At 69.4% G+C, this 16,065-nt stretch carries 7 protein-coding genes and 1 pseudogene; 2 read left to right on the top strand and 6 right to left on the bottom strand.

What is annotated here, in order from left to right:
- Positions 1 to 207: 207 nt before the first annotated feature.
- The 3 genes from ON37_RS03735 to ON37_RS03725 form a co-directional block, all read right to left on the bottom strand.
- Positions 208 to 7,554, bottom strand: coding sequence for a non-ribosomal peptide synthetase (locus ON37_RS03735; RefSeq protein ID WP_040716688.1), 7,347 nt, complete (start codon positions 7,552 to 7,554; stop codon positions 208 to 210).
- Between the two features lie 197 nt (positions 7,555 to 7,751).
- A complete protein-coding gene (locus tag ON37_RS03730; protein ID WP_040716706.1) occupies positions 7,752 to 8,729 on the bottom strand; it encodes a helix-turn-helix transcriptional regulator in 978 nt (325 codons plus the stop codon).
- 53 nt (positions 8,730 to 8,782) lie between these two features.
- Positions 8,783 to 9,622, bottom strand: a complete 840-nt coding sequence (locus ON37_RS03725; protein ID WP_245552980.1) for a M23 family metallopeptidase — start codon at positions 9,620 to 9,622, stop codon at positions 8,783 to 8,785.
- Positions 9,623 to 9,931: 309 nt separating this feature from the next.
- On the opposite strand from ON37_RS03725, the pseudogene ON37_RS34610 reads away from it, so the two are divergent.
- Both ON37_RS34610 and ON37_RS03715 read left to right on the top strand, forming a co-directional pair.
- A pseudogene (locus ON37_RS34610) lies at positions 9,932 to 10,932 on the top strand (nitronate monooxygenase).
- A 57-nt stretch (positions 10,933 to 10,989) separates the two neighbouring features.
- Positions 10,990 to 11,382, top strand: coding sequence for an SCO5389 family protein (locus tag ON37_RS03715; RefSeq protein ID WP_040716685.1), 393 nt, complete (start codon positions 10,990 to 10,992; stop codon positions 11,380 to 11,382).
- A gap of 45 nt (positions 11,383 to 11,427) precedes the next feature.
- Here the strand turns inward: ON37_RS03715 and ON37_RS03710 are convergent, their stop codons facing one another.
- From ON37_RS03710 to ON37_RS03700, 3 genes are all read right to left on the bottom strand, one after another.
- Positions 11,428 to 13,053, bottom strand: a complete 1,626-nt coding sequence (locus ON37_RS03710) for an acyl-CoA synthetase (protein WP_040716684.1) — start codon at positions 13,051 to 13,053, stop codon at positions 11,428 to 11,430.
- Positions 13,054 to 13,290: 237 nt separating this feature from the next.
- Entirely contained in the window at positions 13,291 to 13,722 is a 432-nt protein-coding gene (locus ON37_RS03705) for a PaaI family thioesterase (RefSeq protein ID WP_040716705.1), read from the bottom strand.
- A 283-nt stretch (positions 13,723 to 14,005) separates the two neighbouring features.
- Complete coding sequence (locus ON37_RS03700) at positions 14,006 to 15,640, bottom strand: long-chain fatty acid--CoA ligase (protein WP_040716703.1); 1,635 nt, start codon at positions 15,638 to 15,640, stop codon at positions 14,006 to 14,008.
- Positions 15,641 to 16,065: the final 425 nt, after the last annotated feature.

The following is a 16,065-nucleotide window of genomic DNA, read 5'->3' as shown; positions in this document are numbered from 1 at the left end:
CGCGGGGCCGACGCGTGCGGGCCGGACGGGTCCGGGTGGGGCGGGTCATGCCGTCCCGCCCAGCACGTACTTGCCGCTGACCATCCGCCGAACCACGTATCTCATCCTGCCTGTCGTCCCCGCATGCGCCCGCACGGCGCCACGTCTCTCCATCGATCCCGGCCGCACGGCTCGTTACTTACCACACGAACGCCGGCCCGGCCGTCCTCAGCGAAGCACATCGCCGGGCAACACGACCACCTCGGCGGAGCCGAAGTCGCCGGCCGGCGCCGGACCCGCCTCGAGCAGTACCGCGCGCAGATCCTCGAGCGGCCCGGGATCGAGCCGGGTGAGCTCGCCCGGCTCGGTGAACAGATGGGTGACCCACTCGTCGGCCAGCGCCTGCGTGCTCACCTCGTCCGACAACACCATCGAGGCGCCCGTGACACCGGCGGCCACCACCTCGAGCAGGGCCGCGACCCCAGCGGGGCGGCCGTGCCGGAAGGTGCGGGACTCGAAGGTCAGCTCGGCGCGCGACCGCAATCGGTCCACCGCCTCGGCGAGCTGGTCGTAGCGCAGCGCACCGTCGGCGGCGGCGAAGGCCGGATCGGTGGCACGCAACGCCCGGATCCGGTTCGCATAGGTGACCGGCCGGGCCGATTCCCGTGCGATCTCCGCCGACACCGCCGGATCGTCGAGGATCAGCCATTCGATTCCGGCCGGACCCGGCTGTGGGCGGCTGTCGGCCAGCGTGATGCCGATCTTGATCTCCAAGCCCGACGGCAGGGCCTCGGCACCGACCACCGGCACCAGCGCGGCACCGGCCTTCAGCACCGCCCAGGTCGCGACGGTCGACTCGACGCCGCGGTCGAGACGGACCGCGACCCCGGTGCCCGGACCGCAGCCGCGGCCGATCAGCGCACGGGCCAGCCGCGACGAGCGGGCGTCGAGGTCCTGATAGGTCACCGACTCCTCGCCCCAGGTCAGCGCCGGTGCCTCGGGATCGTCCTCGACCGCGGCGGCGAGCGCCTGGGCCAGGGCGGTGCCGATGGTGGAACCGGTGTCGGCCGGTTCCGGCTGCGTGGCGGTGGGGACGGCCGCGGTCTCGGTGTCACCCAGGTCGATCGCGCCCAGCAGAATCTGCGGATCGGCGGCGACCGCCGCGAGGACGCGCTCGAAACGGTTGCCCAGGGTGCGCATGGTTTCCGGTTCGAACAGCTCCCGCGCGTAGGTGAACAGCGTGATCAGTTCGCCCGGCGACCCGTCGGCATCGTGTTGCGGTTCGACGGTGACCTGCAGATCGAACTTCGCCGCGACCGCGTCGGTGTCCAGCGCGGCGATGTGCAGCCCGGGCAGGTCCAGACTCGGCCGCTCGTTGTTCTGGAACGACAGCACCACGGTGAACAGACTCTGCGCCCCGCTGCGGCCCGGCGCGACGACCTCGGCCACCCGCTCGAACGGGATATCGGAATTGGCGAATGCCGCCAGATCCGCTTCCCGCGCCGTTTCGACCAGGGTGTCGAAGGTGTCACCGGTGTCGACACCGGTGCGCAGGGTCAGCGTGTTGACGAACATGCCGACCAGATCGTCGAGCGCGCGCTCGCCGCGCCCGGCGATCGGCGTGCCGATCACGACGTCGGCGGAACCCGACTGCCGCGCCAGCAGCGCCGCCAGGGCCGCGTGCACCACCATGAACAGCGACGAATTGTGTTCGCGCGCAATCCGAACCAGGCCCTCGTGCACCTGCGCCGGGACCGTGAATCCCAGGGCCTCGCCGCGCATCGACGCCACCGCCGGTCGCGGATGATCCGGAATCAGCAACGGCGCACCGGACACCCCGGCCAGCCGCTCCCGCCAGAAGTCGAGCTGCCGAGCCGCGACCGAATCCGGATCGTCGTCGGTGCCGATCACCGAGCGCTGCCACACCGCGAAGTCGGCGTACTGCACCTCGAGGGGAGCCCACCCGGGCTCGTGACCGCCGCTGCGCGCGATGTACGCGGTCACCAGGTCACGGGCCAGCGGGGCGAGCGACGCGCCGTCGCCGGCGATGTGATGGAGCACCAGCGCCAGCAGATGATCGGAGCCGTTGCGCAACAGCAGGGCGCGGACCGGGACCTCGCGAGTGACATCGAATCCGGTGGCCAGCAACGCCCCGATCCGGCCGATCGGATCGTCGGCGGTCTCCACCGGCAGACCGTCCGGCAGCGCTTGGCGCGCCGACAGAATTTCCTGATACGGCGTCTCGTCCGCGCCGGCCACCGGGTAGCGGGTGCGCAGGACCTCGTGCCGTTCCAGCACATCGAGCACGGCCTCGCGCAGCGCCTCGATATCCAGGTCGCCGGTGAGCTGGATGGCCAGCGGAATGTTGTAGGCGGGCGATTCGGGATCGAGCTGGTTGATCACCCACATCCGCTGCTGAGCCAGCGACAGCGGAATGCGCTCGTCCCGGACGGCCGGTTCCAGCCGCGGCCGGGCCGCGCCGCGCGCCCCCGGCACCACCCGGGCGGCCAGGCCCGCGACCGTAGCTGCCTCGAACAGTTCCCGGACCACGACATTCGAGTCCAGCGCCTCGTTGATCCGGGCGACCGCACGGGTGGCGAGCAGCGAATTGCCGCCCAGCGCGAAGAAGTCGTCGTCGAGACCGACCGCGGTCTGCTCGGCCGATCCGCCGAGCAGTTCGGCGAAGACGTCGGCGACGGTCTGTTCGATCGGGGTGCGCGGGGCCCGGAATTCCGCGGCGCTGCGCACCGACGGTTCCGGCAGCGCGCGCCGGTCGAGTTTGCCGTTGGGGGTCAGTGGCAGCGCATCGAGCACCACCAGGGCGTCCGGGACCATGTATCCGGTCAGGAAGCGGGCCGCCTCGTCGCGTACGGCCATCGGATCCAGTTGGGTACCGGCCTCGCCGACGACATAGCCGACCAGCCGCTCACCGCTGTGCTCGCCGGTGCGAACCAGGGCGACCGCCTGCGCGACACCGGCACAGCGCAGCAGCGCCGCCTCGATCTCCCCGAGTTCGATCCGGAATCCGCGCAACTGCACCTGCTGGTCGCTGCGCCCGGCGTATTCGAGGGCGGCCTCCCCGTCGAAGCCGGCCCACCGGCCGATATCGCCCGAGCGATACATCCGCGATCCCGGGGGCCCGTACGGGTTGGCCACGAAGCGGGTGGCGGTCAGCCCCGGGCGGCCCAGGTAGCCGCGCGAAAGCTGATGGCCCGCAATGTACATCTCGCCGGCCACCCCTACCGGGGCCGGATGCAGCCGGTCGTCGAGGACATAGGTTTCCAGTCCCGGCAGCGCCCGGCCGATGACGCTGGCCGGATGATCGGCCAGTCCCTGATCGACGGCCAGGAACGAGACGTGCACCGTGGTTTCGGTGATGCCGTACATGTTCACCAACTGCGGCTGCGACGCGCCGTGCCGATCGAACCAGCGGCTGAGCTGGCGCAGATCCAGGGCCTCGCCACCGAAGACGATGTAGCGCAGCGCGAATTTACCGGCGTGCGTCACCGCACCGTCGTCACCGGCCGCACCGTATGCCGCGCGGTCGGCCTCGGCGAGCTGGTAGAACGCCGACGGCGTCTGGTTGAGCACGGTCACCTGTTCGCGAATCAGCAACTCCCGGAACAACTCCGGCGACCGCGAGGTCAGATGGTCGACGACCACGACGGCCCCGCCGTTGGCCAGCGCACACCACAGTTCCCAGACCGAGAAGTCGAAGGCGAACGAGTGGAACAGGGTCCAGACGTCGGTTTCGTCGAAGTCGAACAGCAGCTGGGTGTTCGCGAACAGTTCCAGCACATTGCGATGGGTGACGCCGACGCCCTTCGGCACACCCGTGGAGCCCGAGGTGTAGATGACGTAGGCCAGATCCGCCGGGCGCAGCGGAGCGACCCGGTCGGCATCGGTGACGGCCGCGCCGTCGAAATTGCCGACCTCTTCCAGCAGTACGGTCGCAATGCCGTTGGCCGGCACCGCATCTCGCAACTCGGCGGTGGTCAGCACGCAGGTGGGCGCGGCGTCGGTGAGCATGAACTCCAGCCGCTGCGCGGGGTAGCCGGTGTCGATCGGCAGGTACGCGCCGCCGGCGATCAACACGCCGAGCAGCGCCACCGGCAGCTCCTCGGTGCGTGGAACCGCCACGGCCACCAGGGTTTCCGGGCCGACGCCGTTGGCGATCAGGGCGCGGGCCACCCGGTTGGCGCGCTGCAGCAGCTCGCCGAAGGTGAGTGCGACGTCACCGAATCGAATCGCGTTCGCCCCGGGACGCCGCTGCGCCTGCGCCTCGATCAGGTCCACCAGGGTCACCGGCGGCACCGCGACACCGGGGGTGTTCCAGTCGTGCAGCACCAGTTCCCGTTCGCCCGGCGACAGCACGTCGATATCGCCGACGACGGCGGCCGAATCGGCGGCCACCGCGGTCAGGATCCGATGGAACCGATCGATGAAGTCGCGCACCGTGGCGTCGTCGAAGAGGTCGGTTGCGTAGGTGAACGCCGCCGAAATCCCTTGCGGCACACCGCGTTCGTCCACATCCTCCGCCATGGTGAGCTGCAGGTCGAATTTCGCCGGCTCCGAGCCGAGCTCGACACCCGAGACGGCCAGGCCGGGCAGCTCCAGAGCGGTGCGCGCCATGTTCTGGAAGGTCAGCATCACCTGGAAGAGCGGATGGCGGCCGGTCGAGCGCACCGGGTCCAGAATCTCCACCAGCCGCTCGAACGGCACATCGGCGTGCCCGAAGGCCGCCACGTCGGTGGCCCGCGCCGCCGCCAGCACCTCGTCGAACGGCTGGGCGGGGTCGATCTCGGTCCGCAGCACCAGGGTGTTGACGAACATGCCGATCAGGTCGTCCAGTGCCGCGTCACCGCGACCGGCGATCGGCGTGCCGATGACGATGTCCCGGCTGCCGGACAACCGGGCCAGCAGGGTGGCGAAGGCCGCGTGCACGACCATGAACAGGGTCGAACCGTGTTCGTGGGCAATCCGATTCAACGATGCGTGCAGCTGCGCGTCGAGCCGGAAGTCGATCGTGGCGCCGGCATTGGACGCGACCGCGGGGCGCGGCCGATCGGCGGAGAGCTCCAGTTGTTCCGGCACGCCGGCCAACTGCCGGCGCCAGTACTCGATCTGCTGGGACAGCACCGATTCCGGATCGTCGGCGGCGCCCAGCGCTTCCCGCTGCCACAGCGTGTAGTCGGCGTACTGGACCGTCAACGGCGTCCAGTCGGGTTCGGCCCCCTGCGCGCGCTGCAGATAGGCGGTCATCAGGTCGCGGGTCAGCGGGGCCATCGAGAACCCGTCACCGGCGATGTGGTGCACGACGCACACCAGGACATGCTCGGTCTCGCCGAGCCGGATCACCCGCAACCGCACCGGCGGTGCGACGGTCACGTCGAACCCGCCCGAGACGGTTTCGACGACCAGACCGGCGACGTCCCCCTCGGCGGCCTCGACCACCGCCAGCTCCGGCACCGCGCGCGGATCGGTGACCGGCAGAATCCGCTGGTATCCCTCGCCGTCCAGTTCCGGATAGACCGTGCGCAGCACCTCGTGCCGAGCGACCAGATCGGCGACCGCCGCCTCCAGCGCGCCGAGATCCAGTTGTCCGGACAGCCGGACCACGACCGGGATGTTGTTCACCGCACCCGCGGGGTCGAAGCGGTTGAGGAACCACATCCGTTGCTGCGCATACGACAGCGGGATGCGTTCGGGTCGCGGCATCGGCCGCAGCTGGGTGCCCGCCCCCGCATGTCGCTCGACCTGTTCGGCGAAGGCCGCGACCGTGGAAGCGTCGAACAGCAGCTGCACCGGCACGCGCACCCCGAGCGCCGACCCGATGCGGGCGGCGGCCTGCGCGGCGAGCAGCGAATTGCCGCCCAGTTCGAAGAAGTCGTCGTCGGCGCCGACCCGGCCCGGCTGATCGTCCACACCGGGAACCAGCAGGGCCGCGAAAACCTCGGCGACGATCTCCTCCACCGGCGTGGCGGGGGCGCGGAATTCCTTGGACGCGAAGCTCGGCTCCGGCAGCCGCGGGCGGTCCAATTTGCCGATCGGCGTCAGCGGGATCTCGTCGAGAACCATGATGACGGCCGGAACCATATAGGCGGGCAGGGATTTCGCCAGGAAATCCTCGAGCTCCTTGGTGTTCACCGTGGCGCCCGGCCGCGGCAGCACGTACGACACCAGGCCGGTGGCGCCGGACGGCAGCGGCTTACCCAGCGTCGCCGCGAAATCGATATCCGGGTGCGCGGTGAGCGCATTGTCGATCTCACCGAGTTCGATGCGGAAACCGCGGACCTTCACCTGGAAATCGGAGCGGCCCAGATATTCGATCGTGCCGGATGCGGTGCGGCGCACCAGATCACCCGTGCGGTACATCCGCTGGCCGGGGCCGTCACCGAAGGGGCCGGCGACGAAGCGTTCGGCGGTGAGCCCGGGCCGATTCAGATAACCCTGTGCCAGTGCGGGTCCCGCGAGATAGAGCTCGCCTACCACACCTTCCGGCACCGGCCGCAAGCGCGAATCCAGCACGAAGGCAGCGATTCCCGGCAGCGGCGAACCGATCGTGATCAGTTCGTCCGGCACCAGCGGCGCACCGACGGTCGCCACGATCGTCGCCTCGGTCGGGCCGTATTCGTTGTAGAACCGCCGGCCGTCGCGCGCCCAGCGGGCCACCAGTTCCGGCCCGAAGCGGTCACCGATGACGGCGACGACCTCGAGGTCGGGCAGATTCTCCGACTCCACCGACTCCAGGGCGCCCGGCGTGATGATCATGTGGGTGACCCGCGCGCGCCGGAGCAGATCGGCGAGCTCGAAGCCGCCGAACACATCCGGCGGCGAGACCACCAGCGTCGCCCCCGAGGAGAAGGTGAGCATCAGCTCCAGGACCGAGACGTCGAAACTCGGCGAGCACACGTGCATCACGCGGGAATCGCCGTCGACGCCCCAGCGCTCGCGTTCGGCGGCCACCAGGCTGCCCAGCCCGGCGTGGGTGACGACGACGCCCTTGGGCCGGCCGGTGGATCCGGAGGTGTAGATGACGTAGGCCGGATGCTGCTCGGTGAGCGGGCGGACCCGGTCGGTATAGGAAATCGGATGCGAGGGGTGGGCGGCGATCCGCTCGGCGACCGCCGGCTCGTCGAGTTCGAGCCACTCCACCTGGTCGCCCAGACCGGCCCGGTACCGCCCGAGGGTCAGGCCCAGCGCCGCACCCGAATCGGTGACGATATGCCCGATCCGCTCGGGCGGATACGTCGGATCCACGGGTACGTAGGCCGCACCGGTCTTCGCGATGGCCCACACCGACAGCACCGATTCGATCGAGCGGCCGATACCGATGGCGACCACGTCGCCGGCGCCGAGACCGCGCGCGATCAGTTCACGCGCCAGCCGGGAGGACGCCTCGTCCAGCTCGCGGTAGGTGAGCTGCCGCGCATCCGCCTCGTCACCGGTGGGGTCGAACCGAATCGCGACCGAATCGGCGGCGGACTCCACCGCGGCGGTCAGCAGCTGGCCGAAAAGCGGGCTGCCCGACCGGCGGCGGCGACCTCCACGAGCGGAACGGCGGGCAGTATCCATTCGAGCGTCTTCACCTCTCGCGTCCAGCAGGTCCGCACGGTCGAACGCCCCCTCGCGCGGTCCGAGCAATCATATAAGGAAGGTGAGCACCCCGGGTCGCGCCGGATCGGCCGACGATGAACCCACCGGTACTCCTGGTACTCATCGGTGTCAGGGTGCCTCGATGTTGCACCCCGAGTCGACCCCCGTGACTCTAGTCACAGCCAGCCGCGGCGGATCGCCTGCACGCCCGCCTGGAACCGCGTGCTCGCACCCAGCCGTTCGAGCAGGCTCGCGGTTCGCCGCACCACGGTTCGCCGCGACATGCCCAGCCGGCGGGCGATGGTGTCGTCGGTGGCGCCCAGTCCCATCAGGGTCAGGATCGCGCGGTCGCGTTCGTCGAGCGGCTGTTCCGGATTCACCGAGATCGGCGCCGCCAGCGACCACAGCACCTCGAAGGTGTGGATCACGATGTCCAGGGTCGGGCACGCCGCGATCCGCAGCCCCATCGGATCGCCGCGGCGTTCGTCGTGGTGCAACATCAGGGCGGCGCGATCGTCGTCGGCGATGATCACCTTGAACGGCGGATCGGGCAGGGTCCGGGCCTGCGCACCGGCGGTGTTGGCGGCCAGCGCGAACCGCAACCGGTCCGGGTCCTGATAGATGGTGTCCTGATACAGCGTCTGGTAGCGGACTCCCGCGGCGATTCGGGCGGACCGCAACTCGAACAGGCGCTCGGCTCGCTCGCCCTCGCACAGATACGGACCGCGATCGATCATCCGAATGCGGCCGCGGGCCGCGCGCTGCAGGTCCTCGAATTCGGCCACGACCTCGCGGGCCTCGTACATCGGCACCACGGTGCCGTCGCCACGAGAAGTGCGCCGCACCGAGCGGAAGGTCTCACCGAGGCGGGCGGCCGCGGCGTGCATGCGCGCGGTCTCGGCCTGCCGCCGCCGGGATTCGGCCTCCGACAACGCCTCCGGGGCATGCGCGTCCCAGCGCACGCCGTCGCCGGACTCGATCCGCACGACGGCCTGCATCTCGCTCAGTTTTTCCAGGGCCGCGACGACGGCCTCCCGGGAGCATTCCAGATACTGCGCCAACTCGGACACGCTGGAGCGTGGATGCTGCACCAATGCCGTGTAGGTACGGCCGTGCATCGAATCCGAGTCGAACAACTCGTACAAACCAGGCAAGGCATCAACCCCCCGCGGCCGGCCGAACCGGGCGGCCGACATCAGCGCCGGCGCTATTCGCCCGCCCCCCACGACTGCTGGGACAGCACGACACCCTTGCTCGCCAGATAGGGCGCCGGGTCGATCTTGATGTCGTTGGGATCCCAGATCTCCAGATGCAGGTGCGGACCGGTGGAGTTCCCGCGATTGCCGACGGTGGCGATCACGTCACCGGCGTTCACGCGCTGGCCGACGTGCGTCAGGATGTCGTTGACGTGGCCGTAGACGGCGGTGGTGCCGTCGTCCTGCTTGACGCGCACCCACAGGCCGAACCCCGACGCGGGACCCGCGTCGATGACCGTGCCGCTTTCCACCGAGTGGATGGGCGCACCGATCGCATCGGCGAAGTCGACACCGTAATGCATGGCGCCCCAACGGGATCCGAAGCCCGAGCTCACCACGCCGGCCACCGGGCGCACGGCCTGGGCGGGGGCCAGCTGCTGCTGAATACCCTTGAGCACCTGCTCGGCCTGCGACAGCGGACCGGCCACCTCGGGCGGCAGATTCTGCAGCCCGAACGGCGCCGGGGCGGGCGCGGCGATGGGCTGAGCCTGCGGCGCGGCCGGAGTTTCGGCCGCAGGGGCGGGCGCGGGGGCCGCCGCCTGCTGTTCGGCCTCGTGCGCCGGTTCGGAGGCGGACTTCAGCGCGACCGGGTCGGCGTTGTCGTTGTGGCCGCCGGGCAGCAGCGGCGCGGCGTGCGCGAGCTGGGTCGCGGTGCCGATCAGGGCGCCGGTCGCGACGGCCGCGCTGGCGGCGAGCTTCATGCGATCGGCCGTCCGCGGCTGGGCACGATGGCGAGTGGGCCGCCCGGCAGCGCCGTCACCGGCGGAGATGTCACCGAGCAGGTCCTTCACGGATACGGAACTGGATGTCTCACGGTGCTGCGGCAAGGCTCGTCCTAGCGTCGATCAACTCGGTGGCGACGCCGGGATCGGTACCTGCCGGGCGGCGGACATCCGCGAAACCTGACATTCGGTAACGATTCGGCATCTGTTGTGACGCAAACTGTACTCCGTCGTGACCTTTTCGCAACCTCCGGATCGGAATCCGCAGGTAGGAGGCGGATCCCGCAATCCGCGCGACCGTTACCCGCGCCCGCCGCGGCGGTTCACACTGAGAGGGTGATCCTCGACAACCTGCGCACCCCGATCGTGCTGGCGCCGATGGCCGGCGGGCCGTCCACCCCGGAACTCGCGGCGGCCGTCTGCGGCGCGGGCGGGCTGGGCTTCTTGGCCGCCGGGTATCTGACCCCCGCCGATACCGCCGCCCGCCTCGCCGCCCTGCGGGAGCTGACCGAGGTCCCCTTCGGCGTGAACCTGTTCGTCCCGGGCGCGCCGACACCGCCGGAACATTTCGCGCCCTATCTCGATCGGCTGGCCCGTCACTTCGCCCTGGGCGAGGCCCGGTTCGACGACGACGCCTGGAACGAGAAACTGGATCTGCTCACCGCCGACCCGGTCGCGGTGGTCTCGTGCACGTTCGGCTGCCCGTCCGACGCCGAGATCGAACGCCTGCACCGCGCGGGATCCGAGTGTGGGTGACGGTCACCTCGGTGGCCGAGGCGCGGGTAGCCGTCGACGCCGGCGCGGACGTCCTGGTCGCCCAGGGTTCGGAAGCCGGCGGCCACCGCGGCGGATTCGCCGATCGCCCCGAGGAGGACGGCGCCGATCCCCTGACCACACTCGCCCTGCTGCAACTGATCCGCGCCGCGGTCGAGGTCCCGATCGTCGCGGCGGGCGGAATAGCCACCGGTGCCGGGATCGCCGCGGCGCTCGCGGGCGGCGCCGCGGCGGCGCAGCTGGGCACGGCCTTCCTGCGCTGTCCGGAGGCGGGCACCGCCGCCCTGCATCGCGACGCGCTCGAGATCGACACCCCGACGATGCTGACTCGCGCGTTCAGCGGCCGGCGGGCCCGCGGCCTGCGCAACCAATTCATGCTCGACAACCCGGACGCGCCCGCGGCCTATCCCGAAATCCATTACGCCACCGGGCCGTTGCGGGCCGCCGCCCGCGCCGCCGACAACCCGGACGCGGTGAATCTCTGGGCAGGTCAGACCCACACCCTGACCGCGGCCATACCGGCCGCCGACCTGGTGCGCAAGCTCTCGGAGGAGACGAAAGCCGCTCTGCAATCGGCACTTTCACGGCCGATTCAGCCTTGTTGACAATGTTTGTCGTTTAGAATCGAGGGGCATCATCCGCCATCCCACGAGGAGAGCGTTATGTCATTGGATGTCCCAGCCGCATTGCTCGAACGCGCCGAGAACGGTCCGGTCAGCGACGAAGAATTCGTCGAATGCGTCCGCACCTCCCTGCCCTACGCCTACGAAGTGGTCAGCCGGGTGGCCGCCGATTTGCGTTCCGGCACAGCCGAGTTCGCGGACAACCAGGTTCCCCCGCCGGACGAGACGGCCCGCGGCCAACTGCTGCGCGCCATGGCGTCGGACTCGATTCGCGGCAGCCTGGAACGGCATTTCGGCATCAAGCTCGCCTTCCAGAACTGCCACCGGGTGGCGGCCTTCCCGCTCTCGGCGGTCGGCGGCGAGACCTACTCCACCTTCATTTCCACGCGTGCCCAACTGCTCAACCAGAGCCCGGAACTGCGCAACTGCTGACCCGTGGTCCGGCGCCGGCTCGCCCGGCGCCGGACCCGCGTCCGGTCAGCGTTGGCGCAGTTGGCGTTTCAGCACTTTGCCGGTCGGATTGCGCGGCAGCTCGTCGAGGAAGACGATCTCGCGCGGCACCTTGTAGCGCGCCAGATTCGCCTTCACATATCCCTTCAGCTCCTCCGCTCCCAGCTCCTGCGTGCCGCGGGTGTCGGTGGCGGGCACGACGAAAGCGATCAGGCGCGCACCGTATTCGTCGTCGGGCACGCCGATCACGGCCACCTCGCGCACGCCCGGGTGGGTGGACAGCAGCTCCTCGACCTCGCCCGGAAAGACGTTCTCGCCGCCGGAGACGATCATCTCGTCGTCGCGGCCGTCGATGAAAAGCCGTCCGGCCGAGTCGAAATGGCCGACGTCTCCGGTCGACATCAGCCCGTCGATCCGTTCCTTACCGCCGCCACCGGTATACCCCTCGAACGGAATCGCGTTGCGGACGAAGATGCGGCCGGTGGTACCGGCCGGCACCTCGGTGCCGGTCTCGTCCAGAATCTTCACCACGGCGCCCCGCACGGGCGATCCCACACATCCGGGTTCGACGGCCAGATCCTCCGGCGTGGCGATGGTGGCATAGGCGACCTCGGTGGATCCGTAGAGGTTGTAGACCACCGGCCCGAAGGCGGCGGTGACCTTGCGGCACAGGTCGGCACCCAACTGCGACCCGGCCACGAAGATGATCCGCAGCGCGGACAGATCCTTCTCGGCGATCGCCTGCGGTCCCAGCTCCACCAATCGCGCCATCATGACCGGCACCGCGATCAGGGTGGTCACCCGATGCTCGGCCATGCTGTCGAGCACCCGCCGCGGTTCGAAACGACGCCGGATCACCAGGGTGGATCCGAACCCGATGGCCAGCAGCGCCATGGCGAACCCCAGGGTGTGGAACAGCGGCGCCGGGCATTCGGTGACCTCACGAGTGCGGAAGGGCACCTTGCTCAGCAGCGCGCCGAGCGGCTCCAGCGATCGTGGCTCCGACCGCGGCGCGCCCTTGGGCGTGCCGGTGGTTCCACTGGTGAGCAGGACGATCTTGGCGCCGGAACACGAAAACGGCGGGGTCGCGGGCGATCCCGCGACGATCAGTGATTCCAGGCTGCTGATGTGACCGACTTCCGACCATGCTCGATACGCCCCGCGCCGCGGGCTCAGATCGCCGAGCAGGGGTTCGTACTCCTCGTCGTAGACCAGCAGATCGGCGCCTTCGCGAGTAGCCACGTCGCGCAGTTGCGGTCCGGCGAAATCGGTGTTGAGCAGGATGATTCGGGCTCCGCACTTGGCCCCGGCGAAGACCGCGTCCAGCAGGCCGCGGTGGTTGCGGGCCAGAATCGCCACGCCCTCGCCGGTCCGCAGGCCGCGTTTGCGCCATTCGTTGGCCAGCCGATTGGAGCGGTCCTCGAGTTCTCGGTAGCTGAGCGTGCCCAGCTCGTCGATCAGGGCGGCCCGGTCGCCGTATCGGGCCGCCGCGAATCGCAGCAGCGCCGGCAGCGCCCCGTGGCGCAGTAGGGCGTCACCGGCGGACAGCAGCGTGAACGGCGATTCGAAACCGATCACGCCGCTGCCGAGGGCCAGTCGCAGATAGTCCAGTTCGGTCCAGATTCGCGCGGTCACCGCGCGTAACGGATTCATCCTCGAAACCCCCTGCCGTGCCGTCGAACTCGCATCGGATGGCGGTGTACGCCCATGACGCCGGACCTCTCTGTCCCCGCCCGGTGGAGCCGGGCCCGCACGGAGGCACCGGTGCATAGCCGCGCGGACTCCTTCGTCGGGCGCTCACCACACCGCCCCATCGACGGTACGCGCCCTTACCGTAACCCCGTGGCACACGATCGGTCGACAGCGGCTGCGCGGGGGCCGCGGCGGTCGCTACCTGCCGTGGGCGCGAAGCTGGTAGAGGCCCCGGGTTTCGGCAACCACCACGCCGTCGGCGTCGGTCACCGTCGCCTCGAGGGTGAAGTCGGCCTTGCCGTTGGCCTCGGCGTCGGCGAGCACCCGCGCGATCTCCGCCTCCGACAGCGAGGCCTGCGCGCGCACATCGGTTTTCGCGGGCTTGCGGAAGAAGATCTGCAGATCCTTCACCAACGGGTAGTACTTGGCGGTGTCGAAGGTGGCGATGGGAATCGCACCGCCCAGGATTTCGGCGACCGTGAACAGCACGCCGGCATACATGACGCCGAAGTGGTTGCCGTTGCCCTCGATCGGCACCGTGGTGGCCGCGAAGCCGGGGCGGATGTCCAGCGCCTTCACGCCCATCTTGTGCGCGATCGGAATGGTGAACTCCAGTGCGCCGTTCACCATGTCCGCGAAGGCGGGAGTCTCCTCGTTGGTTCCGGCGCTGTCCGTTCCGGCGCCGTCACTCCCGGCGCTGTGTGTCTCCGTCATCGCCAACCCTTTCCTGACCGTGCTCGGGCGCCCTCCGGCCACCGGGGCACAGCGTACGACATCTTGTTGACGCAGCGCCAACAGATCCGGCCAACGCACCGACGACGGCGAAGTCCGGCGAGCGGCGCCACCGGGTGCGAGCCACGAACGCCGCAGCCGCGACCGGATCGCCGGCCGCGGCTGCGGTGGGGGTGTGCGGTCAGAGGGTGGTGACGCTCAACTCCCCGTCGGCGTAGCGGGCCCGCAGCCGCTTCTTGTCGAATTTGCCGACACTGGTCTTGGGCACCTCGTCGATGAAGGTCCAGTGTTCGGGCAGCTGCCATTTGGCGAACTTGTCGGCCAGGAAGTCCCGCAGTTCCGCGGGTTCGGCGGAGGCGCCCTCCTTGAGCACGATCGCCACCAGCGGCCGCTCATCCCATTTCTCGTCGGGCACACCGATCACCGAAGCCTCCGCGACCGCCGGATGGCCCATGATCGCGTTCTCCAGATCGACCGAGGAGATCCATTCGCCACCGGACTTGATGACGTCCTTGGAGCGGTCGACCAGGGTCAGGTAGCCGTTCGGGGTGATCTTGCCGACGTCGCCGGTGCGCAGCCAGCCGTCGTCGAACTTGTCCGGATCGACCGAGGCGCCCTCGGGCGAATAGTAGGCGCCGGCGATCCACGGTCCGCGCACCTCGAGCTCGCCCACGGCCTCGCCGTCGTTGGGCAGTACCGATCCGTCGTCGGCGACCAGCCGCGCCTGCACCAGGGCCGGGAAGCGCCCCTGGGTGTAGCGGTACTCCCACTCGTCCTCGCCGGTCACGCCCTTGGGCGGATGCGCGACGCTGCCCAGCGGCGAGGTCTCGGTCATCCCCCAGGCGTGCAGCAGCCGCACCCCGTGCTTTTCCTGGAAGGCCCGCATCATCGACGGCGGCAGCGCGGAGCCACCGACGACCACTTCACGCAGATGCGTGATGTCCTGCGGCTTCGCCTCCAATTGCGCCAGCACACCACCCCAGATGGTCGGCACCGCCGCGGCGAAGGTCGGCCGTACCGCGGCCATCATCTCGAGCAGCGGGGCGGGCTGCAGGAATCGGTCGGGCATCAGCACACTGGCCCCCGACAGCATCGCGGCGTAGGGCAATCCCCAGGCGTTGGCGTGGAACAGCGGCACGATGGCCAGCACCGTGTCGGAGGAGGTGAAGCCCATACTCGCGTTGGTCAGCACCTGCATCGCGTGCAGCACGTTGGATCGGTGCGAATAGACAACGCCCTTGGGATCTCCGGTCGTACCGGAGGTGTAGCACATACCGGCCGCGGAGCGTTCGTCGATCACCGGGAAGTCGTAGGTATCCGGTTGCGCGGCAAGCAGTTCCGCATAGGAGTGCACCTGCACCCCGTCCGGCGCGGTCAGATCGGCGGCATTGCCGTTGGCCACGATGACGTGGCGAACGGTCTTCAGCGTCGGCAGGTAGTTCCCGAACATCGGCAGCAGCGAACCGTCGACGATGACGACCTTGTCCTCGGCGTGGTTGGCCACGTAGGTGACCTGCTCGGGGAACAGCCGCAGATTCAGCGCGTGCAGCACCGCACCCATCGCGGGGACGGCGGCATAGGCCACCATGTGTTCGTTGTTGTTCCACATGAAGGTGGCGACGCGATCACCCACATCGATCCCCAGCCCCCGCAGCGCATTCGCCAACCGCGCCGATTCGGAACCCAACTCCCGGTAGGTCATGGTCCGCACTCCGTCGCCCGTCCACGTCGACACCGTGGCATCGCCGTGGAACGTGGACGCATATCGCAGCAGGGTGGCCAGCGACAGTTGCTCGTCCTGCATCGTGCTCAACATCAGTACCCGCACTCCTTCACCGGTGAACGACGTCACACCTGCCGCGAGGATAGCCGAAACCGGACGTAGCGGTTATCGGCCCGACCAGATGGTTGGATTTTCCGGCGACACGCAGGCGGAACAGGGCAGACATGGGATGAATCGAGGCATGCCGGGCGAGCATATGGCTGCTGGACGTAGAAGAGATGAACACAGAGACGGACGCGGCAGAGATGAAAGGCTGCGCGTGGCGGACCCCTGACCGCCACGCGCAGCCGCCCTGCCGTCCGACACGCCGCCGACGGCAGATCCGTCCCGACGGTCATCGAACGCGCGACGACACCCCCTGCAGCGCCGCCGTGAACACCAAATGCCCACCGGGACAGGCTTTTTGGATGAGGATCTGCCATCGATAGTAGGTTCGACCGGCCACCACTGTCCAGTCG

Origin of the sequence: Nocardia veterana NBRC 100344, from assembly GCF_000308855.1 — a bacterium.
Lineage (GTDB): Bacteria > Actinomycetota > Actinomycetes > Mycobacteriales > Mycobacteriaceae > Nocardia > Nocardia veterana.
Note: the sequence above shows the minus strand (reverse complement) of the source record. Positions and strands in the feature narration are given on the sequence as shown.